This window comes from Dyella lipolytica, assembly GCF_030160075.1.
GTDB lineage: Bacteria > Pseudomonadota > Gammaproteobacteria > Xanthomonadales > Rhodanobacteraceae > Dyella_B > Dyella_B lipolytica.
This window is the reverse complement of the sequence record NZ_BSNQ01000003.1, coordinates 2005025-2030586: the sequence shown is the minus strand read 5'-3', so window position 1 is coordinate 2030586 and position 25562 is coordinate 2005025. Positions and strand designations below refer to the sequence as shown.

The following is a 25562-nucleotide window of genomic DNA, read 5'->3' as shown; positions in this document are numbered from 1 at the left end:
TCCATTTTTGCCTGGTGTCGGCCACTTGCGCGCCACGACTACCTTGCTTCTATACTCCCATCAAGTGCCAGCAAGGGGGCTCGGCACTCTGACAGGGACAAAAAGTAGCCATGGAAACCAATCCGTATGCCGCGCCCGGCGCGGTGGTCGATGATGCGTATGTGTATAACGGCGCTGAACTTGAGGTCCTCAAGGCATCGCGGTGGCAACGCTTAGGGGCAGCCATTATTGACGGTTTGGCCGTCGGTATATGCGTGATGCCGCTGTCCTTCTATGTGCTGCAAGGTTGGGCGTCACGTAATCCGGCACTGACGCAGAGTCATGCTGCGATGCCAAACTTCGTATCTGGTCCGGTTGCCGCCGTTTCTGGGGTCATCGTGCTGGGATTGATCATCATCAATTGCGTGCTGTTGCATCGCAACGGCCAGACCATCGGCAAACGCGCGCTCAGCATCAAGGTCGTGCGCAAGGACGGTAGCCGGGTTCCACTGACGCGCTTCATCTTTCTGCGGTTTTTGCCCGTCGAACTGTTTCGTTTCATACCGTTTGTCGGCGGCATCATCGGCCTGGTGGACACATTGATGATCTTCGGCTCGGAACGGCGTTGCATGCATGATCTGATCGCGGACACCATCGTCATCGAAGACTGATGCTGGATACGATGCGCGAGATCGAAACGCCGGAAGGCGTTTCCCTGCGTTTGCGCGCTGCCGGTGCTTTCGGGCGCGCGCAGGCCTGGTTGCTCGATTTCCTGCTGCGCGCATTGTTTTTTTTGGTAGCGATGAGCATTTGCTCCGCGTTCGGTCGCGGCGGCGCGGGCCTGGCGGCCTTGCTGCTGTTCGCGCTCACGTGGGTCTATTCGGTCGTTTGCGAGGTGTGGTTCGGAGGGCAGACGATCGGCAAGCGTGCGGTGGGTTTGCGCGTGGTGTGCGCAGACGGTACGCCGGTTACCTTGATTCCATCGGTGGTGCGCAACTTGCTGCGTGTCGTGGACGCGCTGCCAGTTCTGTATGGCGTAGGTTTGGTGTGCACCATGATCGATCCGTCTGCACGCCGGATCGGTGACATCGTTGCAGGTACGTTGGTCATTCATGCGGACGATCTGCCTGCGGGCAGCAAGGTTCCGATCGTTCCATCGCAGCGTCTGCCCGTGCCGCTCGATCCGGATGAGCAAGCGGCGCTGATCGAGTTCGCCGAACGTGCCGCACAGCTCACGCTGGAACGGCAGGAAGAGCTGGCTCACATCCTCGAACCCCTGACCCGGCGGGAAGGCACCGCGGCGGTGACGCAGATCGCCGCATACGCCAACGGACTGCTGGGGCGGCCATGAAACAGCAGCAGTTCGTCGCCTTGCATGCGGAAGAATGGGATGCGCTGCGTTTCTGGCTCGCTCAGCTAGACCGGCAACCGCAGGTCGCGATGCGTTCGGAACGGGCCTTGGATTTTCCCGCGTCGTATCGGCGCGTCTGCCACCACCTCGCCTTGGCACAGGCACGCGGATACAGCCGCGAGGTGATTACACAGCTGCAGCAGATCGTGCAGATGGGGCATCGCCAACTCTATCGCCCGCCGGCGCCGCGCTGGCACAAGGTGGCGATCTTTCTGCTCAGCGATTTTCCCCGGCTGGTGCGCGAACAGTGGCGCTGCATGCTGGCCGCGACGATTTTGTTGTACGTGCCGGCCATAGTCACTTACGTGTTGCTGCAATGGCGGCCCGAACTGGCGCATTCGCTGTTCAGTGCCACGCAGCTGAGCACGTTCGAGAAGATGTACGACCCGGCCAACGTCAATCTCGGCCGCAGCAGCGGTACCGACTTGCAGATGTTCGGCCATTACGTGATGAACAACGTGAGCATCGCCTTCCGCACCTTTGCGTCGGGCCTGCTGTTCGGCGTTGGCGCGGTCTACGTGCTTACCGCCAATGGCGTGATCATCGGTGGAGTGGCGGGGCATCTCAACGCCATCGGTTATGGAGCGCCGTTCTGGCGATTCGTAGTCGGTCACTCCGGTTTCGAGTTGACCGCGATGGTGATCGCCGGCGGTGCGGGCCTGCAATTCGGTCTGAGTTTGCTTGCGCCCGGACGCCTACGGCGCGAGACGGCATTGCGCGAGGCCGCGTGGAGGGGAGCGCAGCTTGCGCTAGGTGCGTTTGCGATGCTGTTGGTTGCCGCGTTCATCGAAGCCTATTGGTCCTCGATATCGGCGTTACCGAATATCGTGAAATACGGCAGTGGCGCGGCGATCTGGCTGCTGGTGTTGTTCTGGCTGGTTCGCGGCGGCAGGGAGAGCGACCATGCAGCTTGAGCGCATCGGTGTCGCCTTGCGGCCGCGTACGGCGATGGAGGCCATGGACCTCGGCTCGGCGATGCTGCGTGCTCACGCACGTCCGGTATGGACCGCGTGGTTTGCTTTCACGCTGCCGATTTTCCTCTTGTGCCAGCTGGTGGCGTGGTTCTTCGGCATGCCGTGGCTGGGCTTGTTGCTGCCGTGGTGGCTGCGTCCTCTGTTCGATCGCATTCCCTTGTACGTGCTATCGCGCGCCGTGTTCGAACGAGCCCCCGCCTGGCGCGAAACATTGAAAGGCCAGATGCGTTGGCCCTGGGCACGCACCGTGGCGATGCTGACCTGGCTGCGCGTAGACACGCATCGTTCGCTGCGGATGCCGATGGAGTTGCTGGAAGGCCTGTCGCGGTCGCAGCGCTCTGCGCGCTGGCGGGTGCTGAGTCGACCGCTGGGCGGCAAGGCGGGCGGTCTGACCTGGATGTGCCTCGCGTTTGAGCTGGTGCTCTTCATAAGCATCTGCTTGTTCGCGTTGTGGCTGCTGCCTGGCGAAGTGCTGCCCGACTCGATGCGCGATCTGAATCAGGCGCTCACGCTACCCGCCTTCAAGCATGCCTTGGTGTGGATCGCATCCGGCGTCGCGTATCTGTCGATGAGTGTGATCGAGCCACTGTATGTCGCGACGGGCTTCGCGCTGTACCTCAACCGTCGCACGCAGTTGGAAGCCTGGGATATCGATCTGACTTTCCGGCGTTTGCGCGAGCGATTGCTCGAGGCCGGCGTAGCAGGTGTGCTGTTGGTGGCGTGTCTGGGGTGGTTGCCGCCGAGTGCACGCGCGGCAGATACGCATCCAACACCTGCGGAGCCGGCGACGAAGGTAAGCATCGTGCAGGCGTTCCATCAACCCGTGAACGATCGGGATACAGTGTTCGCGAGCGAAGCGGCCTACGTGTATCGCGATCCTGCATTCGGCAGCGAGCATAAGGTGTCCCGCTGGGTTCCCAGATCGTGGTTCCGGCCGACGTCCCATCCGAATGGAGACGCGTCGTTCTTATCGGCGTTTTTCGGCAACGTTGCGTCCGGCGTCATCAATGTGCTGGCGTGGGGTGTGCTGGCGGTCGCACTCGTCGCGTTGGTGGTCTTCGCGTTGCGAAACCTGCGCGTGTCTGTTCCAAAAGTGGAACGCGTCATGCGCAAACCCACCGTGTTGAACACCAGCACGGTGCATGAAGAAGTCATTCCCGCGGATCTCGCTGGAGCTGCCGGCGAGCTCTGGCACAACGGCCGCCGTCGCGAAGCGCTGGCACTGCTCTATCGAGGCAGCATGTTGCGTGCGGCAGCGGCGTTGCGCATGCCGGCGCCTGTCGATGCCACCGAATCCGACTGGCTGCAGTACGCCAGGTCCATCGAAGATTCGGCACGACGCGAACGTCTGATCGCCATCGTGCGCACCTGGCAGCTGGCGGCGTACGCCAATCGTTATCCGGGTGATGCCGAAGTGGCCGTGCTTCTATCGGGTTGGCCCGCGCAGCAGGTGGCATCGTGATTACGCGCCAGCACGTGTACCTGCTGGTCGGCGCGCTCGCGTTGATCGCCGTATGCGTCGCGGGATTTTTCTACACCTTCGAGCAGAAATGGGTGACCGAAACAACGCCGTCGACCGGAGAGGCGCGTTACAACCGCTTCTACGCGCTCGAACTGACGCTCGAGAATATGGGACAGCCATCGAGCAGCAGCATATCGATGGCAAGGACTCTACCTTTGCTGAAACCGGGCGACACCGTCGTCATCGGCGACGACGTCGGCCGCATCACGTTTGACCAGGCTACGGCACTGGTCGCCTGGGTGCGTTCAGGCGGCCATCTGGTGTTTTCGCCGATGGCCTACACCGGCCACGGTGTTCCATTGCTCGAGCAACTGGGCTTGCTGGACGTGCGCCAAGGTTCTTTCCTATGCGCATCGCTGCAGACGGATGCCAAGGCATCGGCTGATCAGAAACCGCCAGAAACATCGCTTTGTGGACCGGGTTTCCGTCTGCGTCCTTCCATCCTTGCTCAAGCCAGTGTCACCGTTGGCAACGACGACAAAGGACTCGCTTTCGCGCGCGTTCCGATGGGTCTCGGGACGGTCAGCCTGCTCAATGATATCGGCCCGATTTCCGGCGAGCGTTTGAAGAACGCACCCGAGCAGGAATTCGCGTGGCGATTGCTCGCTCCGAACTTTGGGCGTGGCCACTGCTACCTTCTCTACGAACTGATCGGCACGTCGTTCTGGGTAAATCTGTTTCTGCGCGGTTGGCCGGCAGTGCTGGCGTCGCTGTTGCTGCTCGCTGGCTGGATGGCGGCGCGCAGCCAGCGCTTCGGGCCGCTGATGCCAGTGCCGGCGAGTCATCGACGCGCCTTAACGGAGCACATCCAGGCAGTAGGCGAATTCCTGTTCCGGCGTGATGGCGGACGGAGTTTGCATCGACTTGCGTGCGACTCGGTACTGACGCGCTTGCGCCGCCGCGATCCAGCCAGCGCCATGCTGAAGGACGCTGAGCTGTACGACTGGCTCGCGCAGCGCAGTCAGCTGGAGTCCGCACGCGTCGAACAGGCTTTTCGTTCTCCCGCAAACGCTGCGGCGTTCCGCATAAGCATCCACACTTTGGCGCGACTCAGGAGCCACTTATGACCACAGACACTCTCGCGCCCGTGACGCCGCCGGCGCCGATGACGGTCGAAGCCATCCATGCCTATACAGCGAAGTTGCGGCAGCAAGTAGCCCACGCGTTCATCGGCCAGGGCGAGGTCTTCGACCAGGTGATGATGGCATTGCTCGCCGCCGGTCACGTGCTGATCGAAGGCGTTCCGGGATTAGGCAAGACCTTGCTCGTGCGCGCGCTGGCCGCATCGGTGAGCTGCACCTTCGGTCGTATTCAGTTCACGCCCGATCTCATGCCGACCGATGTCACAGGACACGCGATCTACGATGTAAAGGCCGAACGCTTTCAGGTGCGTCGCGGCCCGGTGTTCGCCAATCTACTGCTCGCCGACGAGATCAATCGCGCGCCGGCCAAGACACAGGCGGCATTGCTCGAGGCCATGCAGGAAGGGCAGGCCACGATCGAAGGACGGCGCTTTCCGTTGCCGACACCGTTCATGGTGGTTGCCACGCAGAACCCGATCGAGCAAGAGGGTACCTATCCGTTGCCCGAAGCGCAGCTGGACCGTTTTCTGATCAAGGTATTGATCGGCTACCCCACGCTGGAAGATGAGCGGCGCATGGTGCACAACGTGCTCGAAGGACGCATCGCGGCAGACCTGGATGTGTCGCGTGTGCAACAAGTGATGAGCCAAGTGGAACTGCTGGCCATGCAGCAAGGCGTGGCAGCGATGCGCATGGATGCTGCCGTCACCGATTATGCGGTACGCATTGTTCGCGCGACTCGTGAATGGCCGGCCGTAGTTGGTGGCGCAGGGCCGCGCGGCGGATTGGCACTCGCGCGTTTGGCGCGTGCGCACGCTGCGATGGACGGCCGCGATTTCGTCACGCCGGACGATGTACGTGCAGTTGCGCTACCGGCGCTTCGCCATCGCCTTTTGCTCGCACCGGAGGCGCTGGTGGAGCGGCAGCGGCCCGACGATGTGATTCGCGCACTGCTGCACAAGGTCGCCGCTCCCCGGCAATGATGCGGCCAAGTTCGCTACTGCTGTGGCTGTTGTTCGGCTGGGTACTGGTCGGGGTGCTGGCCAGCCTGGCCATGCTGCCCTTGGCCGCATGGCTGGCGTACGGTGGTGCGCTCGCGTTGGTCGCCTTGTTCGACGCATGGCGGCTGGCGCGTCGGCCTGCACCGGAATTGCAGCGTGACGTTGCGCCCGTCGTGCCGCTTGGTCTTGAGATGTTGGTGCGTATGCGGCTGCGTTCGATCGACAAGCAGGCATACGACATCGAGGTGCATGATCTGCATCCCGGCGGCTGGATAGTTCGTGGTCTACCCTATCGGCTGCAGTTGGCGTCGCACGAGGAATGCGCATTCGACTACGCGCTGATGCCTGGCGAACGCGGTTTGGCGACTTTCGCCGGCTGCCATCTGCGAATTCGTTCCAGCTGGCGTTTGTGGAGGCAGCGTCGAACGCTCGGCACCGTGGACACAGTGCGCGTCTACCCCAACTTTGCGCCGTTGGCGAAGATGGCTGGCTTGAGTGTCGAGCTCGCTACACACGTCGCCGGCGCGCGATTGCAACGGCGGCGCGGCGAAGGTACCGAGTTCCAGGAACTGCGCGACTATCGCGTCGGCGACAGTCTGCGCAAGATCGACTGGAAAGCCACGGCACGTGTCGGACACTTCATATCCCGCGAGTATCGTGAGGAACGCAACCAGCAGATCGTGCTGCTGATCGATTGCGGCCGCCGCATGTTGGCCAAAGATGGTGCGATCTCGCATTTCGATCATGTATTGAATGCATCGCTGTCGCTGGCGTATATCGCGATGCGCCAGGGTGATGCGGTGGGCATGCTCGCCTGCACCGGACGCACGCAGCGTTGGCTGCCGCCGCAGCGCGGCAGCGGCGGCATGGACATGCTGCTCGGCGCCGGATACGACTTGCAGGCGATGCCGACGCCGACGGACTATCTCGCTGCCGCCAACGCCTTGCAGGAACGTCAGCGGCGCCGATCGCTGGTGATCCTCATCACCAATGTGCGGGACGAAGACGACACCGAATTAGCCATGGCCGTCACCGTGCTTGCGCAACGTCATCTCGTGCTTGTCGCGAGTCTGCGTGAAGGAGCGGTGGAGCAGGTTGCAAGCAACGCTGGCGAAAGTCTGGAAACGGCCATTCGCAGCGCTTCGGCCATGCACTATCTGGCCGAGCGGGAACGCGTGCACGACAATCTCAATCGCCACGGCGTGATGACGATGGATGTGGGCTGTTCGGAATTGTCCGGTGCCTTGATCGAGCGCTATCTTCGCCTCAAGCGCGAGAACAGGCTCTAGCGAATCATCGCTGCGGTTCCGATCGCGGCGCGGTGTCGGAGTAGTCGATACGCACGACTTCGATCATCAGGTCGCCGGCCGGTCGCTGCCAGCGCACTTCGTCACCCACGCGCGCGCCGATCAGTGCCGTGGCCAGCGGCGATACGTAGCTCACCAAACCATGTTCGGCATCGGCTTCGTCTTCGCCGACGATCTGCCAGCGCCGTTCGCTTTCATCGCTGTCCACGGTGACGATGGCACCAAACGCGACGCGGTCGCGCGGCTGCTTCGCAAGATCGACCTCGATGGCGCTGGCAACGCGTGCGTTGAGCCAGCGCAATTCGCGCTCGAGCGAAGCAAGTTCGCTCTGCTGTCCCAGGGCATCGCTTTCAGTGGTACGCAAGGCATCGCGGCGCGCATGCGCCGCTGCCAGGCGTTCGCGCAACACAGCCATGCCGTGCGGCGTTACGTAATTGGGGTGATCGCTTAGCGGCAGATCGGGCAATGCGTTTTCCGCATCGCCATCGTTGTCTTTAACGAAGGCGCGACTCATGCGGCCCTCCGTGAGAATTCATTGATGAGAGAGTGCTCTCAAAGCCCGGGTGGATCGCGCCAAGAGGGCCATGGGGACGCATTCATGACATGGGGACGCGGCCGAACACTGCAATGTCGCCGGCCCGTTGGTTGCTAGGGTAGGCGATGTCAGTCCTCTTCCAGTTTTGGCTTCCACGCCTCGCTGAGCTGCCGCTGGACGGGTGGCGGAACCGGCTCGTAATGGCTGAGATCCAAGCTGTAGCGCCCCCGGCCGCCGGTCATGGCTTTCAGCTCGGTGGGATAGTCGGTGAGTTCGGCCAAGGGTGCCTGCGCCTTGATCACCAGTTCGCCGCCGCGTCGGGTATCGGTACCCATGATGCGCGCACGTTTGCTGGCCAAGCCGCCCGTGACGTCGCCCACGTTGAGTTCCGGAATCGACACTTCGACGTCGACGATCGGCTCCAGCACAATCGGCCGCGCTTTGCTGATCGCATCGAGAAACGCCTTTTTGCCGGCGCTGACGAAGGCAACCTCCTTCGAGTCGACCGGATGGTATTTGCCGTCGTAGACAGTGACACGCAGGTCCTGCAGCGGATAACCGGCCACCGCACCGATATCCATCGCCTGGCGCACGCCTTTTTCGATCGCCGGCAAAAACTGGCCGGGAATCACGCCGCCTTTTACCGCATCGATGAATTCGAAGCCGGCGCCGCGTTCGAGCGGAGCCACACGCAGGAATACTTCGCCGAACTGTCCCGCGCCGCCGGTCTGCTTCTTATGCCGATAGTGGCCTTCGGCCGAGCTGGCGATGGTTTCGCGATAGGCGATGCGCGGAGGATGCGTGATCACTTCCACGCCGTAACGCTCTTTCATGCGCTCCAGCATGATTTTCAGGTGCAGCTCGGAAAGGCCGCGCACCACGGTTTCGTTGAGTTCCTTGTGGTGTTCCATGCGGAAGCATGGGTCCTCTTCAGCCAATCGCGACAATGCCTGCGAAAGCTTTTGTTCCTGTCCTTTGTGTTTCGGTTCCAGCGCCAGGCCGAACATCGGTTGCGGAAAGTGCAGCGGTGCGAGATGGATGCTGTCCTCGTCATGCGAATCGTGCAGCACGGCGTCGAAGTGGATGTCTTCCACCTTTGCCACGGCGGCGATGTCGCCGGGAATCGCCTGGTCGACTTCCACATGGGTTTTGCCGTTCAAGCGGAACAGATGGCCGACCTTGAACGCCTTGCGGTTGTCGTCGATGAACAGCTGGCTGTCACGACGGATCGTGCCTTGCCATACGCGGAACACGCTCAGCTTGCCGACAAAAGGATCGTTGATCACCTTGAATACATCGGCGATCACATGCGAGCCCGGATTCGGATCGATCGCGATCTGCAGGTTTTCGGCATTGCGGAACGGCGGTGGATTCGCTTCGGCGGGGTTCGGCAGCAGGCGGTCAAAGATATCCAATAGTTCACTAACGCCAGCGCCGGTGCGCGCGCTCACGAAACAGATCGGCACCAAGTGCCCTTCGCGCAAACACTGCTCGAATGCATCGTGCAATTGTTGCGGCGTCAGGGATTCTTCGCCGGCGTCGAGATAAGCACCCATGGTGGATTCGTTGATCTCCACCACCTGGTCGAGGATCTGCTGGTGCGCTTCGGCCAGCGATGAGAAATCGGTCTTGCCTTCGCGATGGAAAAAACAATCGAGCACGCGACTGGCGTTATCGGCCGGCAGATTCACGGGGAGGCACTCGCTGCCGAATTCATCGCGCAAGGCTTCAATCAAGGATGTGAGGTTCACACCTTCGGTATCGATCTTGTTGATGACCAGCAAACGAGCGAGTCCGCGTTCCCGGGCATGCTCCATGATGCGGCGGGTGCCATGTTCGATACCGTTGGCGGCGTTGACCACCACCGCAACGGTTTCAACCGCGGCGAAAGCGGAAAGGGCGCCACCGCGAAAATCGGCATAACCGGCCGTGTCGATCAGGTTGATATGGGAATCGCCGCGGTCGATGCCGGCAATGCAGCTATCGATGGAATGACCGCGTGCTTTCTCCTGCGCGTCGGTATCCGACTGCGTCGTGCCGCGCTCTACCGATCCGACGGTTTGGATCACCCCACCGGTTTGCAGCAAGGCCTCGAATAACGTCGTCTTGCCCGCGCCGGCGTGACCGGCGAGCGCGATGTTGCGGATATTTTCCGTGTGATACGACACGATGCGACCCTCCTCTGACGAGGCGCGGGATCGTGCGAGGACCTGAGGAGCCGCATGAGGCCGCGCATTGGCGGGCCGTCATGGTCGTCCTTCGCGTGCGGGACGCAGGGGCGGTCATGGCGGGAAGCGGCGCAGGGCCGCATGTATAGACTTCTCTCATTGCAAGGGTTGGTCAAGTTGCACTGCGAAGACGACCAAGCGTTAACACGATGTAATCGGACGGAACCGAAGGCCCCACGGATGGTCTGTGTGGCACCCCTGTCTGCACAGCGGCCACAAGCAGTGGCCGGGCAATACACCGAGGACGGCTTATCGAACGCCCCGACGAGGTCGAACATCACCGCTGGTTCTCGCCGCCGCCCGATAAGGATCGCGGCCTGGCCCCGTTCGACGGACCCACCCGCGCCATGCTGCATCAGTTGCGCTGGCGCAAAGCCCCGCGCGATCACCGTCGCCTGTGGGTGGCGCTGGCGATCGCGCTGGTTCTGCACGTCATCTTCGTAAGCATCGTTTGGTACGAGATGAAGCCTGGCGTGAGGCAGCAGGAAGCAACGCTAGTGCAGCCGGAAACGACGATGCAGGTGCGCCTGATTTTTCATAGCGCAGCGGGGCCGCACGCCGCTCCACCACCGGTGGCGCCGCCCCCTCGTCCGGCGCGTGAACCCGTTTCGAAAAACGCCATGACGGTGCATCTGCCCGAGTCGCCGCCGACGCCCGTCTCGCCGCCGCCACCCGCATCGGCGAGTTCGGCACCGCAACCCGTGCTGTTCGATCGCACCGGACGAATCATCCTGCCTGCGAATGCCTCCGGTGCGCCCGCTGCGCCGGCCGCGGATTATGTGCAGCGCGTTCCGCAAGGGGATACGCAAATCATGCACGACCGCGACCCGGTCAAATACAAACCGACGGCGCTTGATCCGTACTGGCGTAAAAACACCAATGCGATCGACGACGCCCTGCAGAAAGCAGTCGAAAAAACCACGGTGACGAAAACGATCGAGCTGCCCAAGGGTGTTCGTATCCGTTGCGGCATTTCGCTGGCGGCGCTGAGCGGCGGCTGCGGCGGCGCCGATCCACCGCCGCCGCCACCATCCACCGATGGCGACGAACGCTTGAATATGGCGCCCGCCGCACTAGTGAAAGGCATGCCGAAACCCAGCGCGCCGAATCTCGCCACGTGCATCGCGGATTACAACATTGGCAAGCCGCTGCCTTACGGTTGCCCGGTGGATACGCCGGCGCGGGCGGTGGACGCGCAGAGGGCTGCGGTTACATCTCAGCATTAACGTGCTTGTCCCTTTCCCTGTGAGGGTAGGGGAAGAAATTCCGCCGAGCCCATTACACTGGCGGCTATGTCGCCATTGCCACCGGATCAACCCGCAACGCCCAAGCCGATCGTGTTGATCAAGTCGCCACGCGATGCGGCGACGTGGGCGATGGTCTATCGGCGCCGCACCCGCGACAGGCCGCGTGATCGCTTGCTGAAGCTGGCGGGGCTGATCGGTACCTTGCTGGTGCATCTGATCTTTCTGTTCGGCGCCATACTCGGTTCGCCGTACGAATTGGCATCGCCGCCGCCGGAGCCCAAGGGCAACGAGCTGCTGGTGCGGCTGATCGAAAACAAACCCAAGCCACCGCCGCCGCCGCCGATTCGTGGCGTGCCGCCGAAAGAACAGGGACCGACTCATCGCGGCAATACGTCACAAGTGACGCATGCCACCCATGAAGCATCGACCGCCGCACCGGTCGCAGCCGTGCAACAGCCGCCTGTTCCCGCGCCGGTGCAAACACCGGTGGTGGCACAGACCAAGCAAGTCGCCGCCGAAAAGCCGCAACCTGCCGCCGCGCCCTTGCCGCCGATCACGCTGCCCAAACCGGAGCCGACCGCCATCACGCAACCCAAGGCGGTCGGCTTGCCGCCACCTGCGTTGTCGCTGCCTGCGATTCCGGCGCCACAACCGGTTCCTCCGCAGTTTCAGCCGGAACCGGCACGCAAGGCGCTAGCGGAAGGCACGCAACCGATGCCGCCCCTGCCATCGTTGGCATTACCTACCCAGCCCGCACAATCGGCGCTCACGGCGACGCCACCGCAAATAGCGGTGGAGAAACCCTCCCTTGCGCCGATCCCCTTGCCGAACGCCGCCGCCGTCGAACCTGCGCCAACACCGGCCGCGCCACCGTCGCCGCCGATCCAGCCGATTCCGATGCCGGCAAAGGTTGCGCCGACGGTCAATCTTCAATCGTCGGCCACGCCGCTGGTGACGCCGAGTTTGCCGCGGACGGCGCAACAGGTGCTGGCGCCAACCCTGCGTCCGCAGGAGGCGCAACTCGCGCCGGTGCCGCTCGCGCCAAGTGCCGCACCCAAACCCAACCTGGCACCTTCTGCGCCGCCGTTAAACATCGCCGCGCCCAAGCTTGCAGTGCCTGAAGTGTCGATACGGCCGCAATTGAGCGCGTCGTCATCGACAACGCCAACCACGCCCACCACCACGCCGAGTAAAGCGCCCGAATCGGCACCCAGCGAAAAGTCCACTGCGGCTGCATCGTCGCCGGCACCCAGCGCATCTGAGTCGAGTGCACCCACCAACGAAGGCAACGCCAGCGTCAGCACGGCGCCCAATGCAACGCCGGCAGGCAGCGAGACGGCCAATCCGGGGCAACCGAATGGCGTGAACCAGCCCTCGCAAAACAACGGCACCGAAAGTGGTCAGCCTTCGCCATCCGCCGGTGCGGGCAGCACGGCTGGAGCACAGGCTGGCGGTGGCACAGCGGGCAATCCGAACGGCTCGTACATCCAGCTCAAACCGCGCGGCGATACGGAAATCATGTCGCACAACATGAATGTGCCGAAATATCGCTCCACCGTATTCGATAAATACTGGACGCCCGAAGGCGAGAGCTCAGTCGACACCGCGTTGCGCCACGCCGTCGAAAAAACCACGGTGAGCCATACCTTCAACTTGCCGCAAGGCGTGCGCATCAAATGCTCGGTGATGCCGTTGCTCCCGTCGTCGCTCTTCGGTTGCACCAATCCCGATCCACCCGCAGCGCCGTTGCCGCAGAAGATTTACGATCGCCTCAATCTGCCGTCTGCCAATCCGTCGATACCGAAGGCGCCAGCGGTTGCGGTGAGCACAGCGTCGCCGGCTGCACCGGTTACCTTGGACAACAGCGCCGAGTGCGCGGCGGCACGTGTCAGCGGAGGGCCGCTACCACCGGATTGCGGAGCGTCGTCGGCACCGGCGAAACCCTTGCATGTGCCGGCCCCGTCATCGAGTTCGTGGGTGCCCGCCAGCGACCAATTTCACTAGCGACAGAAATCGGGAGGCCGATGTGATGAGCGCGCACAACGCGACGAGTTTCGAACGAGCGAGGCGCTGACTCCCTCTCCGCTGCGGAAAGGGAGTGCGTTCAAAGCAACCGCAACAGCTCTTTCATCAGCGGCAATCGCCGCACACGCACTGCACTTACGCGGAATACCGCGTTGGCCAGCGCAGGCGCAACCGAAGGCATGGCCAGGAAACTGGCGCCGGCCGGATCGCCTTCGCCAGGCACGGTGATCACTTCGACCGTATTGGGCAGTTGCGCCATGCTGGCGAGTGGGTAGTCCTTCCAGTTGTTCTGCTGGACCTGGCCGTCTTTCACGGTGATGGCAAGATTGAGCGCGTTGGACAGCGCATCGAGTGTCGCACCGGCCACTTGGCCTTCCAGGCCCATCGGGTTGATCACGCGACCCACGTCCACCGCGCACACCGCACGTTGGATGGTGAGCTGTTCGCCTCGCATGGATACCTCGACGGCGTGCGCCACATAAGCGCCGTCCATGTACCAGCAGGCGATGCCCAGGCCATTGACGGTGTGCAACCAGTCCTTCCAGTTGATGCGGTCGGCGACCAGCTGCAGCACGTTGGCGAGACGCGCGGTGTCGATCGCGCCGCCGCCTTGCAGTGGAACCAATCGCGGTTCGCCGATCAGGCGCAAACGCGTATGCAGCGGGTCTTCCTTCAGCGCAAAAGCGATTTCATCGACGAAACTGTCGACCGCAAATGCATTGGTGATGTGCGGCATGCCGCGATGCGGTCCGCGCGGCGTCGACGAAGCAAGGCTGAACCAGTCGCTGCGATAGTTTGGTACGAATCCGGCCGGTAGCTGGTTGACGTCCACTTCGGATGTCCACAGCCGATCGCTCGATACACCGCGGCCTGTCAACGCTGACGCGCTGGCGAGACGCTGGTTCCACGCAATGATCTGACGTTTGCGGTCGATCACGGCGTTGAGTTTGTGTACGCAGCCGGAGCGGTAGTAATCGTGGGCGAGGTCTTCGTCGCGCGTCCAGAACAAGTGCAAGGGTTTGTCGATGGCCTGCGCCAGCAACACCGCTTCGGCGACATAGTCGTGATCCAACCGTCGCCCATAACCGCCGCCGATGCGCGGTACGCGAATGTCGATCTGATCGGGCAGCAGGCCGGTCAAACGTTGCACGACCGTCCACGCCTGCTGCGGAGCCTGCGTTGGCACGTAGAGCGTGGCGCTGTTCTTGTCCAGGCGCACCAGGCAGTTCATCGGTTCGCTGGTGGCGTGCGCCAGCCACGGCTGGTAATAGGTGGCGTCTACGCGGCGCGCGCCTTTGTGGGCGGCTTTGTCCGTGTCGCCGTCGTCGCGCACGCGTGTGGTGGGGGCGCTGTCGCTGTCGAGCAGCGACGTCGCCTGTTGCTCCAGGGCGGCGGTGCTTTCGCTGTTGCTGGCGCCGGGCTTCCAACTCAGTTTCAGTGCGCGCCGACCTTGCAATGCGAGCCAGGTGGTTTCCGCGATCACTGCCACGGCTGGCGCGATCACCGTTTGGCCCGGCGGCAGTTTCGGATCGGGTTTCAGTTCGACGACTTTGAGTACGCCCTTGATCGCCAGTGCATCGCTTTGGTCCAACTCTGCGAGCTGACCGTCTGGCCAGGGGCAGTGCGAGAGCACAGCTACCACGGCGTCGCCGAAGTGCTGATCGAACGAGTAGGGTGTCTGGCCGGTGACGATGCCGCGTGCATCGACATCGCCAGCGGGTTGTCCGATCAACGTATATCGATCGGGTGTTTTGACAGCCGGAGGATTTTGCGGCGGCGTGATTTTTGTAGCCGCCGACGCCAACTCGCCGTAACGCAGGCGACGGCCGTCCGGAGATATCACGACCCCTTTTTCGGTGCGCAGGCGCTCGGCGGGTATACCCAATTGCTGGGCTGCTGCCTGCACCAGCAGCCAGCGCGCAAGTGCGCCTGCAGCGCGCAAATCGCGCCACGCCCTGGACATGGAGTTGCCGGTGCCACCCGCTTGCTGGCCGTAAATCCAGCGCGGTTCGCCATTGCCGTTGGCTACGCCAAGGCCCAGTTGCACGACTCTGACATGTTGCCAATCGGCATCCAGTTCGTCGGCAAGGATGCGCGGCAGCGCTGTGGCGACGCCGGTGCCGGTGTCCGGATCGCGGGCACCGATCAGCACGCTGCCATCGGCGTCGATGCGAATATAAGGGCCCAGGCCGTACAGCGTATCCCCGAGCATATCCAGCGGCACCGGTGCATCGGCGCCCCGCGCCATGCGCACACCCACGATCAGTGCGCCGGCCGTGCCCGCCATCACTTGCAGAAAGCGGCGACGCGATAGCCGTACCGTACCGCTCATGCTTTCGCCCCTTGCTTCATCGATGCCGCTGCGCGCTTGATGGCGCTGCGCACACGCGTCTGGCAACCGCAGCGGCAGAGGTTGGGCAAGGTGTCGATGTCGCTGTCCGAGGGATCCTTGCGGCGGTTCAGCAGATCCATCGAGGCGATCAGCCAGCCGGGTGTGCAGTAGCCGCAGCCGATTGCATCCTCATCGATAAACGCCTGCTGCAGCGGGTGCAGCTCACCCTTGACGGTGACCAGACCTTCGACGGTCGTGACCTGCTTGCCGCTGAGCTTGTCCATCGTCACGCCAATGGCCGAGGTGGCTTTGCCGTCCACCAGCACCAGGTCCGCGCCGCCTTCACCGTGCTCGCCGCCGTATTTGGTGCCATCGAGCCGCAGCACATCGCGCAAATACCATAGCAACGGCATCTGCGGATCGCCGGTGTGACGGTAATTCTCGCCGTTGATCTGCAGCTCGATGCCGGCGCGTACCGCGACCGGCGGGATATCGGCCCCTTTCGTTGCCGGCGCGGCATGGTTTTGCGCCATCGATGCGTTCTCCTCAAGATCTATCGGCGCATTGTGGCATCGCCGTAAGAAATTAGGAGCGTGCTGGGCTGAACAAGCGGCGCCAAATCAGGTAGACAGGGACGCCAGCGGCCATGATGGCCAGACCGATGCCTGTATTGACCAGGCTGGTGCGCAGACTCTGCACCACCACAACCCCAATCGTGGCGATAAAGATCAGCGGCAGCAGCGGATAACCCGGCACTCGGAACGACACGTCAGCCTGCTGCCGGCGGCGGTACCAGAACAGTGTGCTGACACCGACCGCACAGGCGAGCCAGTCGCCGAAGGTGGCGTAGTCGAGCAACTGCCCATAAGTGCCTGAAAGCACCAGCACGACCGACCAGCCGGTAAGCAGCAGCAGGGCAAGATTGGGCGTGTGGTGGCGGGGATGCAGCCGCCCCACACTGGCGAAAAACAGGCCATCCTCACCCATCACCTGCAGCACGCGCGCGCCTGCCACCAACGTGATGTTGCAGAAGCCAAAGGTGGAGATGGCGATGCCGACGGCGATCAGCTTCGCGCCGGTGGCGCCGAACACGCGGCCCATCACATCCGCCGCCGGCGTCTGGCTGAGCGCCAAACCGGCATGGCCAAGCACCGCAAGATAGGCGACATTGACCAGGGCATACGCCACGATCACGCCGGCCATGCCCAGCGCCAGTGCGCGGGGCAGGGTGCGTTGCGGTTCACGCACTTCGCCGGCGAGGTTGTTGAGATAGGTGAAGCCGGAATACGCGAACAACACGGGCAGCGAGGCACTCAAGAAACCCACGCCGCTTCGCGCCGGGTCCTCGGCCAATATCGGTGTGCTGCCGGCGCCGGCCAGAAATAGACCGCATACCACCAGCACCGCCACGGCGAGCAGCTTCAACAGCGTGAAGAGATTTTGCATCTGCGTGCCGAACTTCAGCCCGAACAGATTGATCCCGGCAACCAGTACCAGCGCGCCGACCGCCAGCGGGGTGGCGGTGGTCATCGGGAGGCCGAACACCGATGCGGCATATTTGGCGAAGATGGTCGCTACTGCGGCCGTAGAACCGGAATAAATCACCAGCAGCATCGTCCAGCCGAACAGAAAGCCGGCCAGCGGACCGAAAGCTTCGCGCAAGTAGACATAGCTGCCGCCAGCGTGCGGCCGTCGCGCACCCAGTTCGGCATAGCAGAGCGCGCCGATCAGCGTCAGAACGCCTGCGCCGATCCACATCAGCAGCAACGCGAGTCCGGACTCGGTGCGTTGCGCAACGATGAATGGGTTCAAGAAGATGCCGCCGCCGATGATGCCGCCGATCACGACCAACGCTGCATCCCGCAGGCGAAGGCTGCGCTGGTAGCCGGAATCCGGTGACGTCATGGTGTGCCCCTGAGTAGGAAACCCAGAGCATGGCAATCGCATCGCAATACGGCAAGCTGCATGACGGTAAATACGACGAATACTACGGCCACTGCCGTTTGCGGCGGGACTGTTAGCCCAGGTCGAGCTCGCCACGGATCGTGATGGCGCAGTGCCCACCGATGGTGATCGCACCGTTGGCAGGATCGCGTGCGACATCCACGTAGCCATCGCGTCCCAGCTCGCGTCCCTGGCTGGCGCGGTAGCGTGGGCCGTATGCCTGTTCGCCCTGTTCGACGAGGAAGGCCATGATGGCGGCGTTGGCGCTCCCGGTAACCGGGTCTTCCGGAATGTCATCCGCAGGACAGAATGCCCGGACGGCCATCGCAGCATTCTGGCTGTGTTCTCGACCGAATACGCTCACCCCGATGGCGCCATGCTGTTTGCACAAGGCAGCGATGGCCGGTAGATCGGGTTGCAGTTCGCGCACCAGCGATGCCTCGCGCAGATTGCAGATCAGCCAGTGTGGGCCGTTGTCGACCATGCGCACTTGTTCATCTTTCAGATGACCCTGCAATGCGTTGTCTAAGATTTGATGCAGATGGGCGTCGATACGATGCACCCGTGCGTGCGGCGCTTGTACGTGGATGCTGCGTTGGGGGTCTTCGCCGTTTACGCGTATCGGCAGCAAGCCAGCTGCGCATTCTTGCAGCAACGCGCTTTTTCCTCTTGCGATAAGGCCGGCTTCAATCGCGGCATAGGCGCTGCCGACGCTGGGATGTCCGGCAAACGGCAATTCCTGGCGCGGCGTGAAGATCCGCACGCGGTAATCCGCATCAGGCGAGGTCGGCGACAATAGAAACGTTGTTTCGGAGAGATTCGTCCAGCGTGCGAACGATCGCATCGTGGCGTCATCGAGGCCATCGCCATCGATGACGACAGCCAGCGGATTGCCAAGCAGCGGCTGGTGGGAAAACACGTCGAGCTGCATGAAGCGACGTTTGGTTGGCATGACGATACCTGTGTCGAGACCCATGCATCGTAGCCGCTCGCGATTCGTTCGCAAAAAAGAAACGGGCCCGCATGCCATGCATGCGGGCCCGTTTCCGGATCGAGCTTGACTCAGAACCCGGCGCGCAGGAATGCATCCAGGTTGGCGACATTCAGCGAACCGATGCCGGCACCCTGGTTGTAACGCGGTGCACCGTAATAGAACCAGTTGTCACCGGCGCGGACGCTGTTGAAGGCCGAGAAGCGGCCATAGCCGAAAATATTCTGGATCGCGTAGATTTGCGGATTCCACAAACCGATGCGATGTCCCGTGCTTTGACGCAGCAGCGCGGTGACGCCGTTGAGCTGCGGTGCCACGAAGCTGGTGCCACCTTCGCCAGCGAGCAATCCGCCGTCGAACGTGGAGACGAAGATGTAGCCCGTTTCCGGATCCGCATTCAACGACACATCCGGTACATTGCGGCCCGTAAAGCGACTGGGCAGCTGCAGCAGCGTGGTCGGTCCCGCACTGGGATCGTTGTAGACCAACGACTGGTGCGACTCGCTGCGGCGGATACCATCAGTGAACACTTGATAGAACGGTTTGTGCCAATACACGCTCACGCCGCCACCGCCACCGGATGAGAACAGATTGATGACATTCGGGCCGATGTAGGTATCGAAATAGTTCTGGATGTAATCCCAGCCCCATACGCTTTCTCGCGAAATGGATTCGGTCGGACCGGTGCCGAACGCGTAGCTGTAGGGCGTGGTCGTGCCGCCGGCAGCCGTGATGTACGGATCGGAAGCCGGCGAGTCGACAGTAAGCGGTGCGGTGTAATCGCCCACCGCAGTGCCGGCACCGAGGTCGCGCACCGTGTCGTACGCACCGGAATCGCCGCTAGCGGCAAACAATGACTGACCCTGCACTGCCGCTTCCAGGAAGATTTCGTGGAAGGCGCGCAGATCGCCGGCATCGGAGGTGTCGGTGTTACTGGCACCCGCTACATTCAGTGCCGCGAAGTTGAAGATTTCAGGCAGACCCCAGCTGGTGGAAATGCTGTCAGCAATGTTGTCCGACACGGCTTGCGCAAAGGCGTCGACATAGCCATTCCCTGCATTGGGCGCGTCATACACGATGATGTTGGCGTAAGGTGCCACGCCGCCGGACTGCTCCACGTCGATCGACGTCTCGCCGCTGCCGCCATCGATCGCACCGCCGCCATCCACATGCACCTGCGTGATGCGGTTGGGCTTGGTCGCCAAGCCGATATCCGACCAATACGCGGTGGCGTCGCTGGGATAGAAGTTCGACAGCGTGACGATGGCAATCGTCGAGCCTTTGCCGACGACGCCGCGCTTGTAGAGTGGATTGATGTTGTAGAAATTGGCAACGTCACCCACCGTGTACTGACCGGGTACGCCCGATGCCGTGGGGTTGCCGCTGGAGCCGTCGGAAGTGGCGCTTAGCGCGCTCACCTTCGGACTCTGGCTGCTGAGCGCGGTGAACGCCGACGCTGAAACATGGTGCGGACGATAGGCACGTTCGCTGCTCAAGCCGCTGGCGGCGGCCACCACGTCGGCGATCGCCGAGGGTATCTGCAGTGACGATGCCGGCTTGTGGAAATGGTGTCCGTCCTGGCGCGACACATAGTCATGGACCGAGGTCTGAAACAGCCTGCCGAACTGGCTCAGCGTGCCGCTGGTGCGGATCGCCAGATGGCTGGGCAGCACTTGGCTGCTTAGTCCCTGCTGCTGCAGGAAAGACTGCACGCGAGCGATGGCGTCAGCGGTAGCGCCGTACTGCGCCGCGAACTGACTCGTCGTCAGAAATTGCTGATAGTTCGGACTGCCAGGCGTTACGGTCTGCTTGATGTAATCCTCCAGTGCGGCCTGGTTGCGCAACTTCAGCACCAGTGTGACCTGCACAGTCTGGTTGGCCGAAGCGACGCCGGCATCGACAGCAGGGACGGCATTGGCGGCCCATGCGCCGGCGCTCAGGCCGGTCAGCAGTAAGCCAAGTGACAACGAAAGCGACTTGCGGTGCAGCTTCGCAAACATGGTGTTCCTCCTGATAAGCACAACGACTCGGCTTACGCAGAAGGCATGGGCGACGACATACATAAGCCCTTGCCCCAGCGGCCGTACCGTTGGGTGTTTAGCTGAAGTCGGATTTTCCCCGCGACGTCGTCCGTCTCCCCTGACGACTGGCGTTGCGCCGCCACCGAAGCCTATAGCGGCGGTACAACGGACTGGAAGTGCTGGCCGGGCATATCGCTCAGCCGAATGCGACTAATCGAACCGTGGCGTCGTCAGTTTTGACAGCGATCGAGAGCGATTCTGCAGGGCAAATACCGCTTCTAATCCAGCAGGTTAGGCATTCATCAGCGGCTGCCTGGTGCGGCCGCTTTTTTATGCGCGGGCCCGATTGGGGCACAATAGGGCGGTTGTGCCCAGCGAGTGCAAGGCTTGTCGGGCTCCCTTAGCCAGTCGAAGCAACCGCCATGACCACCATCAAGCAAGACGATCTGATCCAGTCCGTCGCCGACGCACTGCAATACATCAGCTACTACCACCCGGTCGACTACATCACCAATCTCGCCGCCGCTTATGAGCGCGAGGAGTCGCCGGCCGCCAAAGACGCGATGGCGCAGATCCTGATCAACTCGCGCATGGCCGCCGAAGGACATCGTCCGCTGTGCCAGGACACCGGCATCGTCACCGTCTTCCTCAAGGTCGGCATGAACGTGCGTTGGGACGCCACGATGTCGCTCGAGGACATGGTCAATGAAGGCGTGCGTCGCGCCTATAACGACCCGGACAACAAGCTGCGCGCCAGCGTGCTGGCCGATCCTGCCGGCAAACGCAGCAACACCAAAGACAACACCCCAGCGGTGATCAATGTGTCGATCGTGCCGGGCGACACCGTGGATGTGATCGTGGCGGCCAAGGGCGGCGGTTCCGAAGCCAAATCCAAGTTCGTGATGCTCAACCCGTCCGACTCCATCGTCGACTGGGTGCTCAAGACCGTGCCGACGATGGGCGCCGGCTGGTGTCCGCCGGGCATGCTGGGCATCGGCATCGGTGGCACCGCCGAGAAGGCGATGCTGTTGGCGAAAGAGGCGCTGATGGAGCCGATCGATATTCAGGACCTGATCGCGCGCGGCCCAAAAAATCGTGCCGAGGAATTGCGCGTCGAGCTGTACGAGAAGGTCAACGCGCTCGGCATCGGCGCGCAAGGTCTGGGCGGTCTCACCACGGTGCTCGACATCAAGGTGAAGGATTACCCGACGCACGCCGCCAACCTGCCGGTCGCTTTGATCCCGAACTGCGCCGCGACCCGCCATGCACACTTCACGCTGGATGGTTCCGGCCCGGTGATGCTCGACCCGCCGTCGCTGGAAGACTGGCCCAAGCTCACCTATGACGCCTCCAAAGGCCGTCGCGTGAACCTCGATACGGTGACGCGCGAAGACGTCGCCAGCTGGAAACCCGGCGAAGTGCTTTTGCTCAATGGCAAGCTGCTCACCGGTCGCGACGCCGCGCACAAGCGCATGGTCGACATGTTGAACAAGGGCGAGAAGCTACCAGTGGACTTCAACGGCCGCTTCATCTACTACGTCGGTCCGGTCGATCCGGTGCGCGACGAAGTGGTCGGCCCGGCCGGCCCCACCACCGCCACTCGCATGGACAAGTTCACCGAGCAGGTGCTGGCGCAGACCGGCCTGCTGGGCATGGTCGGCAAGGCCGAGCGTGGACCGGCTGCGATCGAGGCCATCAAGAAACACCAGTCGGTGTACCTGATGGCCGTGGGTGGCGCGGCGTATCTCGTTTCCAAGGCGATCAAGGCCTCTCGCGTAGTCGGCTTCGCGGACCTCGGCATGGAGGCGATCTACGAGTTTGAGGTGAACGATATGCCGGTGACCGTAGCGGTCGATTCCGCGGGCACCTCGGTGCACAAGACCGGGCCGCGCGAATGGCAGGCGCGGATTGGCAAGATTCCCGTTCTTGTCGAATAAATCCATGCGCAAAGCGCATGCGTTTGCCTCCTCTCCCCTTCGGGGCACGCGGGGAGAGCACAGGGATGTGCTCGGTTTTGAGGAGCGAGGAGAGGATTGAGGTGATGGGTCAAGGCTGGCCTCAAGCTCTAAAAGAACCTCGCTTCGAACTATTTCTATAGCAAGGTTGTCCCCTCACCCCAACCCTCTCCCCGAAGGGGAGAGGGAGCAAGCCTGGGAACATTTAGCCGTCCAAACTCATATGCCCGATCGCCGGTTGCATTCCGGCTGATGCAGCGCAACACTGGCAGGATTGTTTCCCGCAACCCTGACAGAGAAACCGTGACCTCGAACGCCTCCGCGCCGCTTACCGCCGGCGCACCCTGGATCGTGATGAAGTTCGGCGGCACCAGTGTCGCCACCCTGCCGCGCTGGCAGAACATCCGTGAGCTGGTCGCCAGCCGTCGTGCCGAAGGCGCACGCGTGTTGGTGGTCGTGTCCGCGCTCACCGGTATCACCGACGCACTTAAACAGATGTGCGCGCAGGAAGACAAAGGCAAACGTATCGAGGCAGCCAAAGCGATTACGCAACGGCACTACGATCTGCTCGACCATATGCAGCTGGCGGTTCCGGATGCGCTCGGGGCAAGACTGGCCGAACTGGCGAAGCTGGCCGAAGAAGGTCCGGCTGCGCTTGGCGAGCTGGCATGGGCCGCACTGGTGCAGGCGCACGGTGAGTTGATGTCCAGCGCATTGGGCGCCGCGTTCTTGAGTCACAGCGGCCTGCCCACGCAGTGGGTGGATGCGCGCGAATGTCTTGCCGCCGTGGCGTTACCGAATCAGAACGAGCGCACCAAGCTGCTATCGGCGATGGTCGAAGCCAAACCCGATCCGGCCTTGAACGAGCGACTGGCGAAATTGGGTGAAGTGTTCATCACGCAGGGTTTCATCGCGCGCGAGTCGCAAGGCCGCACCGTGCTGCTCGGCCGTGGTGGTTCGGATACCTCCGCTTCCTATTTCGGCGCATTGCTGAAAGCGCAGCGCGTGGAAATCTGGACCGACGTAGCCGGCATGTTTACCGCCAATCCGCGCCAGGTTCCCGGCGCGCGCCTCTTGCAGAAACTCGATTACGAAGAGGCGCAGGAAATCGCCTCCACGGGCGCCAAGGTGCTGCATCCGCGCTGTCTGTCGCCGCTGCGCGAACCGCGTGTGCCGATGCTGATCAAGGATACGAACCGGCCTGAGTTGGAGGGCACGGTGATCGGTCCGGAAGTGCGTGAACACGCGCCGAGCGTCAAGGCGATCAGCGCGCGCAAAGGCCTCACGCTGGTATCGATGGAATCGGTCGGCATGTGGCAGCAGGTCGGCTTTCTGGCCGACGTGTTCGCGCAGTTCAAGCAGCATGGCTTGTCAGTGGACCTGATCAGTTCGGCCGAAACCAACGTCACTGTGTCGCTCGATCCGACTGAAAACCTGCTCGATTCCGATGCGGTGGCTGCACTTGCGAGCGATCTGGCCAAGGTATGCCGCGTCAAGGTCATCGCGCCATGCGCCGCCATCACGATGGTCGGCCGCGGCATGCGCTCGATGTTGCATACCTTGTCGGGCGTGCTGGCGGAGTTCGGTCAGCTTCGCGTGCATTTGATTTCGCAATCGTCGAACAACCTCAATCTCACCTTTGTGGTGGATGAGAGCGTGGTCGACGAATTGATACCCCGTCTGCACGAGATGCTGATCGCGGCCGGTGCACTGCGCACCGACGACAGCGCGTTGTTCGGACCGAGCTGGCAGAGTCTCTACGGCAGCAGGGAAGCAGTCGTTGTTGGCGATGCATGGTGGCGTATGCAATGTCGCGATCAGCTGTTGGCGCTGGGTGCCAAAGCGACGCCGCGCTACGTCTATCATTTGCCGACCGTACGGCAGCAGGCGCGCGAGTTGAAGGCGCTCACGTCGGTGGATCGCCTGCATTACGCGGTGAAAGCCAATACGCATCCGGCGATCCTGCGCGCGCTGGCGGAAGAGGGCTTCGGCTTCGAATGCGTATCGCCGGGTGAATTGAAGGCCGTGATGGCGGTGGTGCCTGAATCGGCGCCGCTGCTTTTCACGCCCAACTTTGCGCCGCGCGAGGATTATGTTTGGGCATTGACCACGCGTGCCACCGTCTCGCTCGATTCGCTCTATCCATTGGAGCATTGGGGTGACGTATTTCGTGGACGCGAGATTGTCCTGCGCGTGGATCTCGGCCGTGGCTTAGGCCACCACGAGAAAGTGCGCACGGGTGGCAGCGGCAGCAAGTTCGGCCTGCCCGTCGAGCAGATCGACACGTTCCTGCGACTCGCCGACACGCACGGCGTGACCGTGCGCGGCCTGCACGCCCATTTGGGTTCCGGCATCCTGGACGACAAGCATTGGGGTGAGGTGTACGGCCAGCTCGCCAGTCTCGCCGAGCGCATCGGCAGCGTGGCGTTCCTGGATATCGGTGGTGGCCTCGGCGTGCCTTCGCATCCGGGTGAATCGCGGCTCGATATCGCCGCGCTGGAAGAAGTACTGCGCAAGGTCAAGTCGGCCTATCCGCATTACAAACTGTGGATGGAGCCGGGCCGTTACCTGGTGGCCGATGCGGGCGTGCTGGTCACCCGCGTGACCCAGCAGAAAGGCAAGGGCAGCTGGCGCTACCTCGGCGTGGATACCGGCATGAACAGCCTGATCCGCCCCGCCCTCTACGACGCCTGGCATGAAATCGTAAACCTCACCCGTCTCGACGAACCCGCTACCGCGCTTTATCAGGTGGTGGGGCCGATCTGCGAAAGCGGCGACGTGATCGGCTCCGACCGCCGGCTGCCGGAAGCGAAGGAGGGCGACGTGATGCTCATTGCCCAGGCGGGCGCCTACGGAAAAGTCATGTCCTCGCCTTACAATCTGCGGGATGAGGCGGAAGAGATCATCATCGGCGTTTGACTCCCTCTCCCCTCCGGGGAGAGGGTAGGGTGAGGGGTCAACCTCGCGATAAATGAAAATGGTATCGGGTGATTGTTGAGGCCTGCCGC

18 protein-coding genes are annotated in these 25562 nt (G+C 62.5%); 11 read left to right on the top strand and 7 right to left on the bottom strand.

Annotation, left to right across the window (positions count from 1 at the left end):
* Positions 1 to 110 precede the first annotated feature (110 nt).
* The 7 genes from QQL64_RS10565 to QQL64_RS10535 are packed head-to-tail and all read left to right on the top strand — an operon-like array spanning position 111 to position 7258.
* Positions 111 to 650 carry an RDD family protein gene (locus tag QQL64_RS10565; RefSeq protein ID WP_284399060.1) on the top strand — a complete coding sequence of 180 codons (540 nt, stop codon included), beginning with the start codon at positions 111 to 113 and terminating at the stop codon, positions 648 to 650.
* Positions 650 to 1330: an RDD family protein gene (locus QQL64_RS10560; RefSeq protein ID WP_284399058.1), complete on the top strand. Its 681-nt coding sequence runs from the start codon at positions 650 to 652 to the stop codon at positions 1328 to 1330. Before QQL64_RS10565 ends, QQL64_RS10560 begins: the two co-directional genes overlap by 1 nt.
* Entirely contained in the window at positions 1327 to 2304 is a 978-nt protein-coding gene (locus QQL64_RS10555; RefSeq protein ID WP_284399055.1) for a stage II sporulation protein M, read from the top strand. The genes QQL64_RS10560 and QQL64_RS10555 overlap by 4 nt, the downstream gene beginning before the upstream one ends.
* On the top strand, positions 2294 to 3826 hold the full coding sequence (locus QQL64_RS10550) for a DUF4129 domain-containing protein (RefSeq protein ID WP_284399053.1): 1533 nt from the start codon (positions 2294 to 2296) through the stop codon (positions 3824 to 3826). Before QQL64_RS10555 ends, QQL64_RS10550 begins: the two co-directional genes overlap by 11 nt.
* Positions 3823 to 4953 (top strand): DUF4350 domain-containing protein, encoded by a 1131-nt coding sequence (locus QQL64_RS10545; protein WP_284399050.1) that lies wholly within the window; start codon positions 3823 to 3825, stop codon positions 4951 to 4953. Before QQL64_RS10550 ends, QQL64_RS10545 begins: the two co-directional genes overlap by 4 nt.
* Positions 4950 to 5951: an AAA family ATPase gene (locus tag QQL64_RS10540; protein ID WP_284399049.1), complete on the top strand. Its 1002-nt coding sequence runs from the start codon at positions 4950 to 4952 to the stop codon at positions 5949 to 5951. Before QQL64_RS10545 ends, QQL64_RS10540 begins: the two co-directional genes overlap by 4 nt.
* Positions 5951 to 7258: a DUF58 domain-containing protein gene (locus QQL64_RS10535; RefSeq protein WP_284399751.1), complete on the top strand. Its 1308-nt coding sequence runs from the start codon at positions 5951 to 5953 to the stop codon at positions 7256 to 7258. Before QQL64_RS10540 ends, QQL64_RS10535 begins: the two co-directional genes overlap by 1 nt.
* A gap of 4 nt (positions 7259 to 7262) precedes the next feature.
* Here QQL64_RS10535 and QQL64_RS10530 read toward each other — a convergent pair whose 3' ends face one another.
* Positions 7263 to 7790, bottom strand: coding sequence for a GreA/GreB family elongation factor (locus tag QQL64_RS10530; protein ID WP_284399047.1), 528 nt, complete (start codon positions 7788 to 7790; stop codon positions 7263 to 7265).
* A 149-nt stretch (positions 7791 to 7939) separates the two neighbouring features.
* Complete coding sequence (fusA, locus tag QQL64_RS10525) at positions 7940 to 9979, bottom strand: elongation factor G (protein ID WP_284399046.1); 2040 nt, start codon at positions 9977 to 9979, stop codon at positions 7940 to 7942.
* A gap of 407 nt (positions 9980 to 10386) precedes the next feature.
* Here fusA and QQL64_RS10520 point away from each other — a divergent pair, with 407 nt between their 5' ends.
* A complete protein-coding gene (locus QQL64_RS10520; protein ID WP_284399044.1) occupies positions 10387 to 11265 on the top strand; it encodes a hypothetical protein in 879 nt (292 codons plus the stop codon).
* A gap of 66 nt (positions 11266 to 11331) precedes the next feature.
* Positions 11332 to 13290, top strand: coding sequence for a hypothetical protein (locus tag QQL64_RS10515; RefSeq protein ID WP_284399041.1), 1959 nt, complete (start codon positions 11332 to 11334; stop codon positions 13288 to 13290).
* Positions 13291 to 13390: 100 nt separating this feature from the next.
* Here the strand turns inward: QQL64_RS10515 and QQL64_RS10510 are convergent, their stop codons facing one another.
* The 5 genes from QQL64_RS10510 to QQL64_RS10490 form a co-directional block, all read right to left on the bottom strand.
* Positions 13391 to 15643, bottom strand: coding sequence for a xanthine dehydrogenase family protein molybdopterin-binding subunit (locus QQL64_RS10510; protein ID WP_284399039.1), 2253 nt, complete (start codon positions 15641 to 15643; stop codon positions 13391 to 13393).
* Positions 15640 to 16176, bottom strand: a complete 537-nt coding sequence (locus tag QQL64_RS10505) for a (2Fe-2S)-binding protein (RefSeq protein WP_284399037.1) — start codon at positions 16174 to 16176, stop codon at positions 15640 to 15642. Before QQL64_RS10505 ends, QQL64_RS10510 begins: the two co-directional genes overlap by 4 nt.
* Positions 16177 to 16228: 52 nt before the next feature.
* On the bottom strand, positions 16229 to 17548 hold the full coding sequence (locus QQL64_RS10500; RefSeq protein WP_284399034.1) for an APC family permease: 1320 nt from the start codon (positions 17546 to 17548) through the stop codon (positions 16229 to 16231).
* A gap of 112 nt (positions 17549 to 17660) precedes the next feature.
* A complete protein-coding gene (locus tag QQL64_RS10495) occupies positions 17661 to 18539 on the bottom strand; it encodes a PhzF family phenazine biosynthesis protein (protein WP_284399031.1) in 879 nt (292 codons plus the stop codon).
* Between the two features lie 110 nt (positions 18540 to 18649).
* On the bottom strand, positions 18650 to 20578 hold the full coding sequence (locus tag QQL64_RS10490; protein WP_284399028.1) for a S53 family peptidase: 1929 nt from the start codon (positions 20576 to 20578) through the stop codon (positions 18650 to 18652).
* A gap of 443 nt (positions 20579 to 21021) precedes the next feature.
* Here QQL64_RS10490 and QQL64_RS10485 point away from each other — a divergent pair, with 443 nt between their 5' ends.
* Both QQL64_RS10485 and QQL64_RS10480 read left to right on the top strand, forming a co-directional pair.
* Entirely contained in the window at positions 21022 to 22536 is a 1515-nt protein-coding gene (locus QQL64_RS10485; RefSeq protein ID WP_284399026.1) for a fumarate hydratase, read from the top strand.
* Between the two features lie 321 nt (positions 22537 to 22857).
* Positions 22858 to 25473, top strand: coding sequence for a bifunctional aspartate kinase/diaminopimelate decarboxylase (locus QQL64_RS10480; protein WP_284399022.1), 2616 nt, complete (start codon positions 22858 to 22860; stop codon positions 25471 to 25473).
* Positions 25474 to 25562 lie beyond the last annotated feature (89 nt).